This is a genomic window from Enteractinococcus helveticum, from assembly GCF_020742345.1.
Lineage (GTDB): Bacteria > Actinomycetota > Actinomycetes > Actinomycetales > Micrococcaceae > Yaniella > Yaniella helvetica_A.
Map to the genome: position 1 here is coordinate 165,642 of NZ_DYXC01000072.1, position 17,439 is coordinate 183,080.

13 protein-coding genes and 1 tRNA gene are annotated in these 17,439 nt (G+C 56.3%); 9 read left to right on the top strand and 5 right to left on the bottom strand.

Features of this window, described 5'->3' with window-relative positions; translation table 11 throughout:
• Window positions 1-179 precede the first annotated feature (179 nt).
• From K8V32_RS06640 to K8V32_RS06660, 5 genes are all read left to right on the top strand, one after another.
• Window positions 180-1,493 (top strand): hemolysin family protein, encoded by a 1,314-nt coding sequence (locus tag K8V32_RS06640; protein WP_303904727.1) that lies wholly within the window; start codon window positions 180-182, stop codon window positions 1,491-1,493.
• Window positions 1,490-2,584 (top strand): hemolysin family protein, encoded by a 1,095-nt coding sequence (locus K8V32_RS06645; RefSeq protein WP_303904730.1) that lies wholly within the window; start codon window positions 1,490-1,492, stop codon window positions 2,582-2,584. Before K8V32_RS06640 ends, K8V32_RS06645 begins: the two co-directional genes overlap by 4 nt.
• A 111-nt stretch (window positions 2,585-2,695) precedes the next feature.
• On the top strand, window positions 2,696-3,679 hold the full coding sequence (locus tag K8V32_RS06650; RefSeq protein WP_303904733.1) for a metal ABC transporter substrate-binding protein: 984 nt from the start codon (window positions 2,696-2,698) through the stop codon (window positions 3,677-3,679).
• A 31-nt stretch (window positions 3,680-3,710) separates the two neighbouring features.
• Window positions 3,711-4,583, top strand: a complete 873-nt coding sequence (locus tag K8V32_RS06655) for an iron chelate uptake ABC transporter family permease subunit (RefSeq protein WP_303904736.1) — start codon at window positions 3,711-3,713, stop codon at window positions 4,581-4,583.
• Window positions 4,580-5,407, top strand: a complete 828-nt coding sequence (locus tag K8V32_RS06660; protein WP_303904739.1) for a metal ABC transporter ATP-binding protein — start codon at window positions 4,580-4,582, stop codon at window positions 5,405-5,407. The genes K8V32_RS06655 and K8V32_RS06660 overlap by 4 nt, the downstream gene beginning before the upstream one ends.
• Before the next feature lie 27 nt (window positions 5,408-5,434).
• On the opposite strand, the gene K8V32_RS06665 is transcribed toward K8V32_RS06660, so the two are convergent.
• Window positions 5,435-5,854 (bottom strand): Fur family transcriptional regulator, encoded by a 420-nt coding sequence (locus K8V32_RS06665; RefSeq protein ID WP_303904742.1) that lies wholly within the window; start codon window positions 5,852-5,854, stop codon window positions 5,435-5,437.
• 214 nt (window positions 5,855-6,068) lie between these two features.
• On the opposite strand from K8V32_RS06665, the gene K8V32_RS06670 reads away from it, so the two are divergent.
• Together K8V32_RS06670 and K8V32_RS06675 are read left to right on the top strand one after the other, a co-directional pair.
• Window positions 6,069-7,058 carry a sulfurtransferase gene (locus tag K8V32_RS06670; protein WP_303904744.1) on the top strand — a complete coding sequence of 330 codons (990 nt, stop codon included), beginning with the start codon at window positions 6,069-6,071 and terminating at the stop codon, window positions 7,056-7,058.
• 82 nt (window positions 7,059-7,140) lie between these two features.
• Window positions 7,141-7,569: an HIT family protein gene (locus K8V32_RS06675; protein ID WP_303904749.1), complete on the top strand. Its 429-nt coding sequence runs from the start codon at window positions 7,141-7,143 to the stop codon at window positions 7,567-7,569.
• On the opposite strand, the gene hrpA is transcribed toward K8V32_RS06675, so the two are convergent.
• The 4 genes from hrpA to K8V32_RS06695 form a co-directional block, all read right to left on the bottom strand.
• A complete protein-coding gene (gene hrpA, locus K8V32_RS06680) occupies window positions 7,566-11,633 on the bottom strand; it encodes an ATP-dependent RNA helicase HrpA (protein WP_303904753.1) in 4,068 nt (1,355 codons plus the stop codon). The two genes, K8V32_RS06675 and hrpA, sit on opposite strands and share 4 nt — an antisense overlap.
• A gap of 112 nt (window positions 11,634-11,745) precedes the next feature.
• Entirely contained in the window at window positions 11,746-13,131 is a 1,386-nt protein-coding gene (locus tag K8V32_RS06685) for an NAD-dependent succinate-semialdehyde dehydrogenase (protein ID WP_303904757.1), read from the bottom strand.
• A 199-nt stretch (window positions 13,132-13,330) separates the two neighbouring features.
• On the bottom strand, window positions 13,331-13,747 hold the full coding sequence (locus tag K8V32_RS06690; protein WP_303904760.1) for a helix-turn-helix domain-containing protein: 417 nt from the start codon (window positions 13,745-13,747) through the stop codon (window positions 13,331-13,333).
• 342 nt (window positions 13,748-14,089) lie between these two features.
• Window positions 14,090-14,162, bottom strand: a tRNA-Arg gene (locus K8V32_RS06695).
• Window positions 14,163-14,317: 155 nt separating this feature from the next.
• On the opposite strand from K8V32_RS06695, the gene argS reads away from it, so the two are divergent.
• Together argS and lysA are read left to right on the top strand one after the other, a co-directional pair.
• Window positions 14,318-15,988, top strand: coding sequence for an arginine--tRNA ligase (gene argS, locus K8V32_RS06700; RefSeq protein ID WP_303904764.1), 1,671 nt, complete (start codon window positions 14,318-14,320; stop codon window positions 15,986-15,988).
• Window positions 15,988-17,400 carry a diaminopimelate decarboxylase gene (lysA, locus tag K8V32_RS06705; RefSeq protein ID WP_303904767.1) on the top strand — a complete coding sequence of 471 codons (1,413 nt, stop codon included), beginning with the start codon at window positions 15,988-15,990 and terminating at the stop codon, window positions 17,398-17,400. Before argS ends, lysA begins: the two co-directional genes overlap by 1 nt.
• Window positions 17,401-17,439 lie beyond the last annotated feature (39 nt).

The window sequence follows — 17,439 nt, forward strand, 5'->3', positions numbered from 1 at the left end:
CCCTATAATAGGTGCATCATGGACGATGACAGACGTGCTCAATGCACGAATCACAGAACAATTCGCCACGCTCCGGCGAACGAAATGGAGCCTCCGAGTTGGCCGCTGAGCCAACACGATAGAACAGGCCGGGGCGGTGATCCTCGGTGCTAGTTGAATGGTTGCTGTTCGGCGTCAGCATGCTATTGATTCTGGGCAATGGCTTTTTCGTCGCGGTGGAATTCTCGCTGATTTCCTTAGACGTCCCCACAGTCCAACGGATGGTCGACGACGGCGACAAGGGCGCCGAGCCGGTGCTGAAAGCTCTAAAGTCACTATCGACCCAGCTGTCATCGTGCCAGTTGGGCATCACTCTGACCGCCTTGCTGACTGGTTTTTTCTTGGAGCCCTCACTGGGTGTGCTTTTCCAGGTCCCGCTGGAGGTCATCTTTGGGGATAACCAAGCACTGACCTATTCTGCGTCGCTGACCTTGGCCATGATCATCGGTACGGGCTTGTCGATGCTGATCGGTGAGCTTGTGCCAAAGAATCTTTCCTTAGCTAAAGCCCTGCCCGTCGCGCGACTACTGGCCCGACCACAGCTGATCTTTACGGCGATCTTTCACCCTATTATTGCCGGATTGAATAATTTCTCGAACTGGGTCTTGAGCCTATTCGGGATGGCTGCACAAGAAGAACTTTCCGGCGCACGAACTCCTGAGGAACTCTCATCGTTGGTGCGTCGTTCTGCTGAAATGGGTACCTTGGATGTCAAAACGGCCGCATTCGTGGATCGGACGTTGAAATTTAGTGAGCGCACCGCAGCCGATGTGATGACGCCGCGCATGGATATGGAAACGGTCGAGGCCGATCAAAGCCTTGACGACGTTCTGGCGGTTGCCCGGTCCACCGGGTACTCGCGCTTTCCGGTGACCGAAGGTAACGCCGATGAGATCCGCGGGGTGCTGCACATTAAAAAGGCCATCGCCGTTCCGCGATCAAAGCGCGGTCAGCTGACCGCCGCGACTATCGTCAGTGACATCACCCGGGTGCCTGAAGCGGTTAATCTCGATACGCTCATCACTGATCTGCGAGAGGCACCGTTTCAAATGGCGGTGGTGGTGGACGAGTACGGTGGTACCGCAGGTGTGGTGACCCTGGAAGACCTAGTAGAAGAAATTGTTGGTGAAGTTGCCGACGAACACGACAGGTTGAGTCCCGGAGTGCTGCAAGATGCCGATGGTGGCTGGTTTTTCCCAGCCAGGCTGCGCCCAGATGAAGTTATGAGCTATATTCCAGGGCTGGTCATCGAAGAAGATGAAGCCTATGAGACCGTTGGCGGATTTATCATGGCCGAACTTGGCAGAGTCGCTAACGTTGGCGACACCGTTGATTTGGATAACGGCGTCTTGGAAGTTCGTCGCATTGATGGTCATCGGATCGAACGTGTGAAATATATCCCTGAAGACTCCGATCTTGACCAACCGATGTCTGCTGCGAAGGAGGACGCGTGAGCGAGCACATTCCTGGTCTCCTATGGCTGATCGTTTTGCTGGCCGGCAATGCGTTCTTCGTCGCCGGTGAGTTTGCGGTCATGGGCGCACGCCGAGCACAAATTGAACCTCGAGTTGAAGACGGCTCCAAGCTTGCCAAATACGCCCTGTTTGCTATGGAACACGTCACTGATATTCTAGCCATCTGTCAGCTGGGCATCACGGTGTGTTCGCTGTTGATCTTGAACGTGTCCGAGCCGGCAATCGCCTATATTTTTGCCGTTCCACTGGAAGAACTGGGCATCGACCCAGCATTTGCCGGCACGATTGCGTTCATCCTGGCACTAGTTATCGTGACCTTCTTGCACGTCACTTTTGGCGAAATGGTGCCAAAGAACGCTTCGGTCAGTATCGCTGATCGGGCCGTGCTCGTCTTGGCGCCACCGTTGGTGTTGCTGGAAAAGGTCTTTCGTCCGGTCATCCGCATTCTCAACTGGTCAGCCAACATTATTTTGCGACTGTTCCGGGTTGAACCCAAGCAGGAAGTGACTTCCACCTATACCCTCGAAGAGGTCCAATCCATTGTTGAGGAATCACAACGTACTGGTCTGGTTGATGATCAAACCGGGTTGCTGTCCGGTGCGCTGAGTTTCTCAGATGTGCCAGCGAGTGAAGTGATGGTACCGATTGATCAGATCGTCTCGATCGACTCGATGGCTACTCCAGAGGATTTTGACGAAGCCGTCCGTAAAACTGGATTGTCTCGACTCGTCGTCGAAGACTCATCCGATAACACTCTGATCGGATATCTGCACATCAAAGACCTGATGTCGATTCCGAGTGAACGCTATACCGCCCCGATCCCGGTCAACCGTATACGTTCGATGGTTAACGTCACGGTGGATAAGCCGATTGACGACACCCTGACGGTTATGCAGCGTATTGGCGTGCACATGGCCCGCGTGCAGGACACCAACGGTATAACTGTGGGAATCTTGTTCTTAGAAGATGTTATCGAAGTGTTGGTTGGCGAGATCCGCGATATCACCCAGTTGCAACGTGTCAATATTCGTCAACAAATGGGCAAGGCCGGGGGAGAATCAGCCCGATAGACGCCTAGTCCGGCACGATTATTGCTAATGCGAATGATTTGCATTAGTGTGTGGTGGTGGACGTCGAAGACTCGACGTTGCCTCATTCCCGCTTTTCTCAAAGGAATCTCGATGCATACACCCCCTAAGCGCACTCTGACGGTCGCGGCAATGCTGTCGGTGTTCGGATTGGCACTGTCGGCCTGTAGCTCCGGATCCGGCGATGACGATGCAGCTGCAAACGCCACTGCCACAGTTGTCGCCACGACTACCCAGGTGGGATCAGTTGCTGGCCAGGTGACCGAGTGCGCCGACGGCCACACCCAGGTGTTGATGAGCCCCGGAGACGATCCGCACCAATTTGAAGCCTCCAGTGCTCAAATAGCTGACATGATCTCTGCTGACCTGGTGGTGACCAATGGTCTGGGCTTGGAGTCGTCAATGCAAGGCTCGATCGATAACGCCGTGACCGACGGTGCCGAGGTCTTTGAACTCGCCCCGCAACTGGATCCGCTACCCCTGGAAGAGCACCACGACCACGATCATGAGGCAGAACACGGTGCAGAAGACAGTGCAGACGAGCATGATCACGGCGCGCAGGATCCACACATTTGGATGGATGTATCCCGGATGGCTCAAGGCGCTGAGTTGATTGGGGCTAAGCTTGCCGAGGTGACCGGCGATGACACCTATACCTCATGCGGTACCGAAGTTGCTGAAGAGCTGCGCGACGTCGATGCACAAATTGCGACAACCCTTGCCGATGTTGAATCCGCACGCCTGGTTACCGACCACGCAGCCTATGGCTACTTTGCTGACCGTTACGGCGTCCAAATTGAAGGTGTGGTCATTCCAGGCGGTTCAACCGATGGGGAGCCTTCATCTCAAGATCTTGCTCAACTGACTCAGTTGCTCAAGGACGAAGGTGCCGATGCGTTGGTGACCTCGAAATCCAATACGAATCGAATGATTCAGGCCTTAGCAGAGGAAACCGGCGGTACTATTCCGGTGGTTGAACTCTATGAATCTGCAGTTGGGGAACCTGGCTCCCAGGCAGAAACCTATCAACAAGCGATGCTGTATAACGCTGAAGCCCTGGCCGAGGCCCTAAACTAACCATGCAGATCTACAGGAAGGATGCCAAGTAGTGGAGTTACTGAACTGGGTGGTCGAACCATTCCAGGCTGGCTTTCAAATCCGAGCCCTGCTCGGAGGACTCTTGGCTGCTGTGATGTCGAGTTTCGTGGGTGTCTGGCTGGTGCTGCGCGGAATGAGCTTTTTTGGCGACGCTTTTGTTCACGGTGTGGTCCCCGGTATTGCTGCAGCCGTGCTATTCGGCTTCTCACCCTATCTTGGGGCGGCGCTGGCAGCGACCGTTATGGTCAGTCTGATGGAGCTGATCTACCGGACCACCAGCCTCAAAGAAGACACCGCCATTGGCTTGTTATTCGTCGGCATGATGGCACTGGGCGTCGTCGTGATTTCCCGTGCCGACAGCTTCCAAGGTTCGTTGACGGCCATCTTATTCGGTGACGCGCTGGGGGTCAGCTGGACTGATATTCAAATGCAACTGGTGTTTGTGATCGGCGTTGGCGTGGTCTCGCTGTTGTTATACCGGCCATTGATGGCACTGTCATTTTCCCCAGATAAAGCCGAGGCACTGGGAATGCGCCCACAGCTGACGCACTGGTTGTTATTGATGATGATCGCTGCGGCAGTCATCGGATCCTTCCAAGCCGTGGGGACATTATTGGTGCTTGGGTTACTCATTGGCCCGGCCGCCACGGCCGCATTAATTACCCGCACCGTGCCCAGGATGATTCTGGCGTCGCTAGTCATTGGCGTGGTGTCTGTTACTGTTGGATTGATATTCAGTTACCATCTGGGAACTGCCGCGGGCGCCTCCATGGCCTTGGTCGCGATCGTGGGATTCTTCCTAGTGTTGCTGATCCGAGAACTCACCGGTGCAATTCACCGACGTCGCCGAAACGCGACTTTTGCTAAGCAAGGAGCCTCATGATTCTCGTAGAAGGCCACGACATTGTGTTATATCGTGGATCCCACCGAGCCGTTTCGGCGTCCAGTTTCACTATCCCGCAGGGCAAAATTACCGCCGTCATCGGGCCGAATGGCTCGGGCAAGACCACCTTGCTGCAGGCCATTGCCGGGATCCTGTCGCCCAGTGCCGGAGAAATCCGCGTCATGGGCAAGCCGGTGAAAGAGGTCAAACAAGACATCTCATTTGTCATGCAGTCGGTAGTGTTTCCTACGGGCACGCCCATCACCGTTAAAGATGTCGTGTCAATGGGCCGGTACGCCCAGCGCGGCTGGTTTGGCATGTTCCGTTCGGATGACCGCTCGGCCATCAATTACGCAATGAATGTCATGAACGTCACGGATCTCAAACACCGGCACCTGGAAGAACTCTCCGGTGGACAACGGCAACGCGTCTATGTGGCCCAGGGTATTGCTCAAGGCCATGAGATTCTGGTGTTAGATGAACCGATGACCGGCCTGGATCTGACCTCAATGCGCATCATCGACGACGTCATCCACGCCGAGGTAGAAGAACACGGCCACTCGGTCATTTTGACCACCCATGACCTGGATGAAGCCGCCGCCGCAGATCACGTGATTCTGATGGACGGTAAAATCATCGCTGCCGGAGCACCGGCAGATGTCCTGACGCGCGAAAACCTCGAAACCGCTTACGGATTGGGCAGTCTGCACGAGCCGGCCGAGGTCAATGGCACAACTGTAGTGGAACTACCCGAATGCACGGCCGAGGGCGATGCACACGAGGCCGAAGAACACCCCGCAGGTTACGGTCACCGCAGTATCTAGCAGCTAGCTTCTAGCCACCGCTGGTGGTTAGGCGCCAGCTTGTGCACATTGTGGGCACAGCCCGTAAATTTCTAGGGTGTGATTAACGTCGGTGTAACCGAACTCTGCGCCGACGTGATTGGCCCATTGCTCAATCTTCGGGGCCTCAATCTCCTGGGTTGCCCGACAGTTGCGGCACACGAGGTGATGGTGGTGTCCGGTCGAGACGCACTTCCGAAACAGGGTTTGGCCGTCATCCAACGCCAGAATGTCGACGACGCCGTCTTCCACCTGGGCTTGTAGCACCCGATACACTGTTGCAAGCGAGACTGTCCTGCCCGATTCGGCTACTGACTGGTGGACTTGTTGAGCCGATAAGAAGTCCGTACTTTGATCTAGGATCGCATCGATAGCCTGCTTCTGCCAGGTATTGCGGGTGCGAGGCCGGGGCGATGAAGCTGACGACATGCTGGTAATTTCCCCTTCTGACATGATGCACTCGGCCTACAGTGTAGCAAGGAAGCACCAGCTGCCGAAGAGTTCGATCATTCAATGCGTCAACCGTGCAATCGAACTCTGCCCGAGCTATTGTGGAGGATGTGAAAAATCCGCAGCGAACTGGCACACTCCGTGTCACACAAAACGATGGACCGTTCCGTGCCAACCGTGTTGGAGGCGCTCAGTGACAAATCACCCCGTATTGGTCAGCGTTGATGTGTTGGCCGCCTGGATGGGCTTGGATCGCACCGACCACAGCCTGCCCGATAAACACACTTTAGAAGTGCGCACCCGACTCCTGGCCGATCAGCTCCCTGCCCAACCCGAAGGTTTTGTCGCCCCTACGCCGGTGCCGGAACTCGGCAGACTGGTGATCTGGGATGTTCGCTGGTCAGCTACTGATCCAACGCAAAATCATGAGGCCTACCGTCAGGGGCATATTGCCGGAGCCGTGTATGTTTCGATGACCAGCCACCTGGCCGGACACGGCGCTCCTGCCGCCGGCCGGCACCCGCTGCCGGATCCTGCCAAATTCACCGACGCGGTGCGCATGCTGGGACTCAACGATGGCGATACCGTGGTCATCTACGATGCGGTGGCTTCCGCGGCTGCCGCTCGCGCCTGGTGGCTCCTACGCTATGCGGGCAAAAAGGAAGTTTATGTGCTTGATGGCGGCCTGGACGCCTGGCGCAATGCCGATCTGCCACTGCACGCCGGGGAAGTCCTACCGCGCATTGGTTCGGCCTACCTGTCTTGGGGCAAGATGCCGGTGGTTGATACTGACCAGGTCCCCGAATTCGTCCATAACCATGGCATCCTGCTGGATGCCCGAGCCCTTGAACGCTACACAGGACAACACGAACCCCTCGACCCGGTGGCCGGGCATATTCCCTCGGCGCTGTCGGCCCCTGGAGCAGACCTGACCGATGCCACGGGGCGTTTCCTACCGGCAGCACAATTACGCGACTACTTTGCCCGCCATGGGGTCCAACCCGAATCCGCCGTCACCGCCTATTGCGGTTCCGGGGTCACCGCCTCAAAAACCGTGCTGGGACTGGCCTTGGCTGGGTTTGACGGGGCCCTGTACCCGGGCTCCTGGTCGGCCTGGTCCTCCTCGCGCGATCGTCCGATCGCCACCGGTGAAGCCCCCGGAGACATGCCTACCGACCTCTAGAGCCACACCTGTGAGCTTTTGGCCGCGGGGTTACTAGACTGGCGGCGGAAACATACTGTTGTCTTCGTATACAGGAGAGCTCATGGCTACAATTTTTACCCAAATTATTGACGGCGACATCCCCGGTCGCTTCATCTGGCAAGACGATAAATGCGTGGCGTTTTTAGACATCAACCCGTTGTCTTATGGGCACACCCTGGTGGTCCCACGTCAAGAAGTCGATATGTGGACCGGCGTGGATGAAGACCTCAATGCTCACCTTTACACGGTCGCCTCGCGGATTGGTGCTGCTCAGGTAGCCGGGCTGGGAGCCACACGAGCCGGGATGATGATCGCCGGCTATGAGGTTCCACATCTGCACTTGCACGTCTTCCCGACCCAATCCTTGGCGGATTTTGATCTGCGCAGGGTCATGCGCGAACCGGACCAAGAGAAAATGGACAAGGCCGCAACCGACTTGCGTGCCGCACTGCGTGACGCAGGCTACGGCGAATTCGTTCCAGCAGACTAACGCACTGCGGCTGCCGCGGATTTGATGGCCTGCCGCAAACGTTTTTCACTCACACTGGAAGCGGTGCCCAATTCTTGGGCAAATAGCGATACCCGTAGTTCTTGGAGCAACCAAAAGATCTGTTGAATTGCCGCCGGTGTGGGAACGCCTGCGGGGGCCTGGGTTTTCAGGTCCTCGTAGGCTTGTTCTAACTCCTGCACGACCTGCATATTCAATCCATCGCGTTGTAGCGCGCCGCCAGCATCCAGTTTGTCCATGCGCTGGTTCATCGCTTGCAGATAACGGGGCAGGTGTCGTACTTGCGTCCAGCCGGTGGTTGAAACAAATTTGGGGCCGATCAGCTGGTCATGTTGGGCACGCAAATCAGCTGCCGTAGCCGCCAGCGCAAGGGAACGGATCTTGCGGATCCGACGATCAACCTCTCGCGAGAGGTTCAAGATCTCAGCAACCACAGTCGTGACGTTGAAGGTCGTATCGATGAGTTCTTCGTGCACCTGTTGCTTCAGCGACTGATAGGCCGAGGCGGTCATTGGCAACGCATCAGGCACCAGGGCATCAATGGCGGTGCGCGTACAGTCTGTCACCAGTGCTGCACTGTCTTTATAGGGCGAATGAGCAAACGCAAGCTTTTCGGTCGCCGAAAGATGATCCAGAATATAGCGTTGCGGATTGGGCAACTCGGCCTGCAATAGCGCTATGATACCGCCACGGTGCACGGCATGTTGCTCGCCCTCGGTTCGCAGGATGACCAACGCTGCCGACGGTGAGGCCTGTTCCTCGGACTGCAGCGCCGGATAGCCTGTGACGTTCTGATACGCCGTACCCGTCCAAATTGAGGTTTCGACCGTTTCAGGAAGATCCCCGAAATTCCATGCCGTCAGCCCGGTCTGTGGTGCTAACGACGGCGTTGGAGGCTTCTTTGGCACACCGCGGTGCTGCTGGGGCCGCTTGGGTTGCGGCTTGGCCGCCGGTTGCTCGGATTTCGGCAGCCGCACTCCGCGTTCTTTGGCCGCTTCGGTCAACGAGGCCGCCAGCGCAGTTTGGTTCCGGCCGGCCAGATCGCGTTGTAAAGCTTGTAAATCATCTCCGGTGCCCACAATGGCCCCACGCTCATCCACGACCTGAAAGTTGAACCGCAAATGCGGTGGAAGCTTTTCTGGCGCCCAATCATCGGTTCCCACCGGCTGATGTTTGGTTTGACGTAAAAAGGTCCCCAACTCGGTATAGAAGTGATCGGTAGCCGGGTTAGCGGCGGCCTCCAGATGCTCAGCAGCAGCTTGGGCAGTATTGGGAGCCGGTACCAGGTGTTTGCGGATTGGCTTGGGTAGTCCTCGAATCAGCGCGGTGATCAACTCGGTGCGCAATCCTGGGATCAGCCAGTCGAAGCGCTGCTGATCCATGTAGTGCAATAGCGCCAGCGGAATAGTAACCGTCACCCCATCCGTTTGCGGCCCTGGCGGCTGACCGGTGCCTGAGGCATCTTCGCCAATGGCCACGACTGGTTTGAACTCATAATGCAGCGGTAATTCCACATCCCCGGTTGGTGTGGGATGCACAAACACGTCGGGAAACTGATCAATGTCGAGATCGGTGGTCTCAGCCGCCAGCAATTTGGCCGGATCAAAGTCCAATAACTGGGGATCATCGTGGCGCTGTTTGCGCCACCACGAATCGAAATGACGCTGAGAAACCGCTTGTTCGGGTATGCGAGCATCATAAAACTCATATAGCGTGTCTTCAGAAACCATCAGGTCACGACGCCGCAGCCGGGTTTCTAGCTCCTCAACCTCGGCCAAACGTTCCAGGTTGCGCTTGAAAAAGTGATGCCGGGTATTCCACTGGCCTTCAACCAGCGCGTGCCGGATAAATAAGTCTCTGGCGGCTACACGATCCACGTTGTAGTAGCGCACCGGCCGATCGGTCACAATGGTGACGCCGTAGACCGTGACCCGTTGTCGCGCCATTGCTGTACCATTGCGGCGAGACCAATACGGTTCCGACGTATGAACTTTGGCAATCGACCCGGCGGCTTGTTCAATCCATTCGGGTTCGACCGCAGCCACCTGGCGAGCCCACAGTCGAGAGGTCTCCACGAGCTCTGCTGCCATGACAAAATCATGGCGTTGTTTGAATAGCCCTGATCCCGGGAAAACTGCAAAGCGTGATCCGCGGGCGCCCTGGTACTGTTTGCGACGCTCATCCCACGATCCAATATGTGACAATAACCCGGTCAGCAGCGCCTTATGTACGCCGTCGTGATGGGCCACTGCATCAATGGTTTTTGAACCGGTCTTGATGCCCACTTCCCGTGCGATCTGGCGCAATTGGCGCACCAGGTCCTGCCATTCGCGCACGCGAAGGTAATTGATATATTCGCGGCGACATAGCTTGCGGAACTGGTTGCCTGATAATTCGCGTTGTTGTTCATGCAGATAGTTCCACAGGTTCAACAGTGCTGAAAAATCCGATTTCTCATCGGTGAATCGGTTATGCAGTTCATCTGCGGCTGCCCGGTGCTCTTCGGGACGCTCGCGTGGATCCTGAATCGTCAACCCGGCGGCAAGAACCAAGAGTTCGGGGACGACGTCATAGGTTTCCGCGGCCAAAATCATGCGGCCCAGCCGTGGGGCCACTGGCAGCCGGGCCAGACGGCGGCCCAGGGGAGTGATCGTGCCGGGTGTAAATGTGCGGGTGACCCGGCGTCCTCCGCGGCCGCGCACTGTGACCGGGTTGCCGGTATTCAATGCGCCCAGTTCGGTCAGGAGCGTGACGCCGTCGGTAATTTGTTTATGTTCAGGAGCCTGTAAAAACGGGAAAGCATCGAGTTCTTCTGCGGTGTCGATGATGTTGATCGAAGCCATGTGCAAAATAACCGAGGCTAATGAGGTGCGCAAAATTTCCGGGTCGGTGAATTCCGGACGTTCGGTGAAGTCCTGTTCGGAATATAACCGGATGGCAATACCCGGGCTGGTGCGTCCGGCCCGCCCGGAGCGCTGCTGTGCTGAGGCCTGCGAAATCCGTTCGATGGGCAGACGCTGGACCTTGGTGCGCTGCGAATACCGAGAAATGCGTGCGGTGCCGGTGTCAATAACATATTTGATCCCTGGCACCGTCAGTGAGGTTTCGGCAACGTTGGTGGCCAACACGATACGCGGATTGTTGCCCGGACGAAATACGCGTTGTTGATCTTGCATTGACAGCCGACCAAATAGCGGCAGAATTTCGGCGTTGGCGAGTCGCGGGTTGTCAGCGACTCGTGGGGCTAAGACTTCGGCGGCGTCGCGAATTTCGCGTTCACCTGGAAAGAAGATCAGAATGTCGCCGGGTGCTTCGTGGCTGAGTTCATCGACGGCGTCGGCAATCGCATCCAGCGGATCGCGGGCGTCTTCCAGGTCATCGGCGTCATCATCGGGATCATCCGGTAGGGCTTGTTGGGTCAGGGGACGGTAGCGGATTTCTACCGGATACGTGCGCCCTGAGACTTCAATGATGGGCGCGGGGGTGCCGGTGGTATCTGCAAAATGTTTGGCAAAGGACTCAGGCTCGATTGTGGCTGAGGTAATGATGATCTTCAGATCAGTGCGTTGAGGCAGTAAACGTTTGAGATAGCCCAGCAAAAAGTCGATATTCAGGCTGCGCTCGTGAGCCTCATCGATGATGATAACCGAATACTTCGACAAGGTGGGATCATGTTGTATCTCAGCCAGCAAGATCCCATCGGTCATCACCTTGAGCCGCGTGTCGTCGGAAACTTCGGAGGTGAAACGCACCTGGTACCCCACACTGGCACCAATATCCTGGCCGAGTTCTTCAGCGACACGTTCAGCAACCGATCGGGCAGCGATCCGGCGGGGCTGGGTATGTCCGATCATTCCGGTCTTGTCAAGTCCCAGTGCCAAACACATTTTGGGTAATTGGGTCGTCTTCCCGGAACCGGTTTCACCGGCAACGATGACCACCTGATGTTCGGTCAGTTGGGCCATGATGCGTTCACGGTGCTGGGAGACAGGTAGATCTTCGGGGAACGTAATGGCAGACAACTGAGACGCTGAAGTATTGGACATGATGCTCAGAATTCTACGGTAGTCCGCGGCGACGTGTGCAGTCCACGCGCGCAGCCAAAAAACGCTGCTTTAGGGGTGACTTCAACACGTCACCCCTAAAGCAGCGGAGTCGTTAGCGCGGGGTGTTGATGGTGATGAGTTGTTTATTGACGAATTCATCCATGCCCAACGGGCCCAGCTCGCGTCCGAATCCGGAGCGTTTTACCCCACCAAAGGGGAGATCTTCGCCGCCGACATTGAATGCATTGATGTGGACCATGCCGACTTCCAGACGATCTGCCACGGCTTGGGCGCGTGCTTCATCTGCGGAGAATACTGCACCACCCAGACCGTAGGATGACGAGTTGGCCAGTTCGATCGCCTCATCTTCGGTGTGCACTCGGTAGATCATCACAACCGGTCCAAACAGTTCTTCGGAATAGGCGCGGGCCGTTTCTGGCACATCGGTCAGTACGGTGGGTGCCACATAATAACCAGGCAGATCAGGGCGTTGACCGCCAACGTGTACGGTCGCTCCTGCCTTGCGAGCATCTTCAATTTGTTCCATCAAACCGATGGCTGCTGCCTCGGAAGACAGGGGAGCGTATTCAGTGCGATTCGCATCGGAAGGATTGCCCGGGGTGAGTTCAGAGGCCAGCTTGGTGAGTTCAGCTACGAACTCGTCGTAGATGTCATCCATGACGATAATGCGTTTATTTGAAGTACAGGTCTGGCCGCTGTTGCTCATCCGGGAGAATAATGCACGGCGGGCCGACGTTGCGACATCGGCTGAGTCCAAGACAATGTATGGATCCGAACCACCGAGTTCAAGGACAGCCTTTTTCAAATGGCGGCCAGCTTGTTCAGCTACGGCGGACCCTGCGCGTTCGGAACCAGTCAGTGATACACCCTGGATCCGAGGATCCGCGATGATTGTCGAAACCTGTTCATGAGTGGCAAATACATTAATATAGGCACCTTCAATCACACCGGCTTCGCGCATGAGTTCTTGGATCTTCAAAGCCGTGCCCGCACAGATTTCGGCGTGCTTGAGGATCACCGTATTACCCAACATCAAATTGGGTGCAGCAAAACGGATGACCTGGTAGTAGGGGAAGTTCCACGGCATGATCCCTAAAATGGTGCCAATGGGGCGACGACGTAGGATCGCTGTCTGTCCGTCAATGTTCTTGAGCTCCTGATCGGCGGCCAACCGCTGGCCTTCGGTGGCGTAGTACCGAATAATGCGTGCACAGTATTGGACTTCACCGATGGCCTCACGAGTGTTCTTCCCCATCTCCAGGGTGGCTTGTGCGGCGAGTTCTTCGGCACGCTCGTCGAATAAGTCGGCGAGCTTCACCAGGATTTTGCCGCGTTCTGCCATTGGCTTTGTGGACCAAGTGCGATACGCGCTGGCAGCAGCGGCCAGGGACTGTTGGATTTCATCGTCCGAGGCATAGGGGAATTCTTTAACGAGTTCTCCGGTGGCGGGATTTTGTGTCCGATACGTTGTGGTCATGGAGCATTCCTCTTATTCGCAGCACAGTGTGATTCGATCACCAATCTAAACGAAGTGATCGAAGAAATCACGGGCTACTGGACGACCAGACGTAGCAACGTTGTTAGTGGGCCTACGGGCAGGATGCTGGGGACCAGAAATAGGCGTCATCGGAGGTAAAAAACTGACGCTGGTGAGATCTGGCTGGCTGTTATGACAGTTAGAGGCCCGGAGGAATATAGTGGTCTAAGCCATCCTGGCGCAGTCGGTGTTTGAGGTCTTCTACCAACTGGGTGTAGTTGTCCATGATGCGTGCTCGATCTTGCAGCTCAGAGGCCAGATCCATTGAAGTTGCCCGGCGCAGTTCCTTACGGGTCATTGTCAAATTCGTTGGGCGACCACCCGGAGTGTACACCATAGACGCTAATGCTTCGATGGTGCGTTCCCGGTTTTTCATGGTGGTGCCTTCCATTTCCCAACGGAAAAGCGTCCGTTCGGAAATGCCAATTTTCTGGGCCAGTTCGGTACGGGGGAGATGTGCGGCTTCCCTCCGACGCATGATGTCTAACCCGACTGAAAGTTCGTCCTTGGGGTCGAGCTGTTCCTGCCCTTCCCGAGGGTGGATTTTCCTACGCATGTATCTGCCGTCCAAAAAATTCTGCTTTCTGCATCGGTTGATTTTTCAAGTATGCAGCAACGGTTTATCATGACACAATATCTCATTGGCCCCAAACCTGCTTGTCAGATCAAGAATTCATGGTTGAGTGAAGTGCTTTTCAGCACCGGGCATGGTGGGGAGTGTTTCATGTCACCAAATAGGGTGCCGGTCGTGAGATGAAACTCTCGTGGGCGGGCAGATTCTGCCGAGGCTGTCGCAAATGGTCTGAAGATTGGTTTAACGGCCGGGGCTATGTGCGTCGTCGTTGGACTCAATTAACCACAAAACCCCACAGACCGTGCATGGCTGCTGTAGGGTTTGTGCCCCCGATAGGAATCGAACCTACGGCCTTCTGCTCCGGAGGCAGACGCTCTATCCACTGAGCTACGGAGGCGGATGTTCACCAGAGCGCTCAAATGTTCCGGTGGACTTTGAATACCCTACCGTAAAAATCTCGCGTAATGAAATAATAGACTCCAAATGTCTGGTGACGAGGGTAACTTTGCCTTAAAGGTGCTGACCTAGGCGACGAAAGCTAAACTTGGACACGTGAATCCTGAAACTCTGTCTGCTGCCCTTGCCCACATTGTGCGTTCTGCCATTGATGCCGGGGAAATTAACCTCCCGATCGATGCTGTTCCAGAAGCCCCACGAGTCGAACGCCCTAAGTCGCGTGACCACGGTGATTGGGCTACCAATATTGCGATGCAACTTGGTAAACGCGCCGGCATGAATCCGCGCCAGTTCGCAGAGATTGTCGCTCCGAAAATTCAGAGCCTCGATGGAGTTGCCGCAGTCGACATCGCCGGACCAGGATTTCTCAACATCACTCTTGATGCCGCGGCCATCGGTGAGCTCGCGCGGACCATCGTGGAAGCCGGCGAGGAATATGGGCGCAACGATCAGGCTGCTGGAGATGTCGTCAACGTAGAATTTGTCTCAGCCAATCCCACCGGCCCACTGCACATTGGGCATACCCGGTGGGCTGCGCTAGGGGATGCCATCAGCCGACTGTTACGCGCCTCCGGTGCCACGGTGACCAATGAGTACTACATCAACGACTACGGTGCCCAACTGGAAACCTTTGCTGCTTCAGTATGGGCTCGGATGCACGGCCAGGATGTGCCAGAAGGTGGCTACCCCGGCGGATACGTTCACGAAATCGCTGATACGATCCTGGCCGAAGACCCCAGCATCAAAGACCAGGCTTATGACCAAGCACTGCCACAATTGCGCAAGCGCGCCTATGAAATCCAACTGGCCGACATCCGCGCCACGCTGGATGAGTTTGCCGTCCACTTCGACGTGTGGTTCTCGGAATCCAAGCTGCATGACGATGGTGCCGTTGACAGTGCGCTGGAGCGTCTAAAAGCCCAGGGTCATACCTTTGAACAAGATGGTGCCTTCTGGCTACGCACCACCGATTTCGGCGATGATAAAGATCGGGTGCTGATCAAAGCTGATGGCAAGCCCACCTATTTTGCCGGCGACGCCGCATACTACTTATCCAAAAAAGACCGTGGCTTCGAGCAGAAAATCTACCTGCTGGGAGCCGACCACCACGGCTACGTCAACAGGCTGCGCGCTTTGGCTGCGTGCGCCGGCGACGATATGGACCACAACATTGAGGTGCTCATTGGGCAATTGATTTCGGTCAACGGAGCGCGCCTGTCCAAACGTGCCGGCAATATCATTGAACTACGCGATCTGATTGATTGGCTGGGGGTGGATGCACTGCGCTACTCGTTGGCCCGCTATCCGAATGATTCGCCCATGGAAATCGACCCGGACCTGCTGCGTTCTCAGACCAATGACAACCCAGTGTTCTATGTCCAGTACGCTCACGCTCGGTCGCGTTCGGCGGCTCGGACTGCTGATGCGCAAGGCGTAGTGCGCCAGGTCGAAACATTTGATGCCTCGTCGCTGGATCACCCGACCGAAGAAGAACTGTTATCCAAACTGGCACAGTTCCCATCCGTGGTCGGTGCCGCAGCAAAGGGTCGGGCGCCACACCGGGTAGCGCGCCACTTGGAAGCCATTGCTGCTGCCTATCACGCCTGGTACGCAGCCTGCCGAATCGTGCCGGCACCAGCACAAGACGGCACCAAACCCGCCCCAGAAACTGTGAACTATTCCCGCCGCTGGCTCAACGATGCCACCACCCAGGTGCTGGCCAATGGGTTGGGTCTGCTGGGTGTTTCAGCACCGGAGAAAATGTAATGCACTCACCGCTTGCACCAGCCTGGCTGAGCCTGCCAGACGATACTGCCGGACTCAACGCCAAGATCTTTTCTTCCGGTGTGGCCCGAAATGCCGGTCAAGTCACCATCCAGGGGATTGGTGTGACCGAATTAGTCGAACAATTTGGCAGCCCGCTGTGGGTCATTGACGAAAATGATTTCCGTGCCCGCGCTCGCAATTACGTTGACGCATTCAATACGGCCTTCGAACCGCTGTGCGGCGGGGTTGACGTGTTTTACGCCTCGAAAGCGTTGTTGACCGTCCAGATCGCCAAGTGGGTCAACGAAGAAGGCCTGCGGATCGACACCGCCTCCGGTGGCGAAATGGCCATCGCGCTGCGTGCCGGTACCGCCCCGGCGCACATCGGGCTGCACGGTAATAACAAATCCGATGAGGAACTGCACACCGCTATTTCCCGTCAGATCGGCCGGATCGTGGTTGATTCGCTGCCCGAGCTGTACCGTGTTGAGACCATGGCGGCCCGTCTCAGGCAACCGGCCAACGTCATGTTGCGCCTTACTCCGGGAGTCGACGCCTCGACGCACCAGCACATCGCCACCGCACACGAGGACCAAAAATTTGGCCTGACCATGACGCCGGCTCCAGGTGCCGAAACTTCGAGTGCCTATCAGGCCGTGCGTTTTGCCGATGAGGCTGCTCACCTCAACCTGGTAGGACTGCATTCACATATCGGCAGTCAGATTTTTGACTCGGCCGGTTTTGAAACTGCAGCGACGCGCATGTTGGAATTCATCGCGGTGCTGGCTGCCGAAGACATTGCTATTGCCGAACTCGACATCGGTGGAGGATACGGCATCGCCTATACCGAGGCCGATCATCCTGTAGAGCCCGCCGTCATTGCCCGGAACTTAGCCGCGCATATGACAACAGAAATCGACCGGTTGGGTATTAGATGTCCACGGATTTCCATTGAACCGGGTCGTTCGATAGCAGGACCCGCCGGACTTACGATCTACACGGTGGGCACCACCAAGACCGTGTGGGTAGAACACGAAGGCCAACACTACCCGCGGCGTTACGTGGCCGTGGACGGCGGGATGTCCGATAACCCGCGTCCTGTGCTCTATGACGCCGACTACACGGCGGTATTGGCCAACCGGGTCTCGGATGCTGATGCGGTATTCTCCCGCGTCGTCGGCAAACACTGTGAATCCGGAGACATCGTGGTCAATACGGTGTATCTGCCAGAAGACACCGATCACGGGGATCTGCTCGTGGTGCCAGCCACAGGAGCGTATGGGCATGTGATGAGTTCGAACTACAACATGCTGCTGCGTCCGGCGATTGTTGCGATCAAAGACGGTCAAGCCCGTGAAATAATCCGGCGCGAAACCTACGATGATCTTTTTGCACGCGAGGTCGATTTGTAAGCCAGCGGATGCAACTGGACTACAATAACGACACGGTGC

Coding starts and splice junctions, on each gene's coding strand:
- K8V32_RS06640 (WP_303904727.1), top strand. CDS start 180: ATGCTATTGATTCTGGGCAATGGCTTTTTCGTCGCGGTGGAATTCTCG.
- K8V32_RS06650 (WP_303904733.1), top strand. CDS start 2,696: ATGCATACACCCCCTAAGCGCACTCTGACGGTCGCGGCAATGCTGTCG.
- K8V32_RS06660 (WP_303904739.1), top strand. CDS start 4,580: ATGATTCTCGTAGAAGGCCACGACATTGTGTTATATCGTGGATCCCAC.
- K8V32_RS06665 (WP_303904742.1), bottom strand. CDS start 5,854: ATGTCGTCAGCTTCATCGCCCCGGCCTCGCACCCGCAATACCTGGCAG.
- K8V32_RS06675 (WP_303904749.1), top strand. CDS start 7,141: ATGGCTACAATTTTTACCCAAATTATTGACGGCGACATCCCCGGTCGC.
- hrpA (WP_303904753.1), bottom strand. CDS start 11,633: ATGTCCAATACTTCAGCGTCTCAGTTGTCTGCCATTACGTTCCCCGAA.
- K8V32_RS06685 (WP_303904757.1), bottom strand. CDS start 13,131: ATGACCACAACGTATCGGACACAAAATCCCGCCACCGGAGAACTCGTT.
- K8V32_RS06690 (WP_303904760.1), bottom strand. CDS start 13,747: ATGCGTAGGAAAATCCACCCTCGGGAAGGGCAGGAACAGCTCGACCCC.
- lysA (WP_303904767.1), top strand. CDS start 15,988: ATGCACTCACCGCTTGCACCAGCCTGGCTGAGCCTGCCAGACGATACT.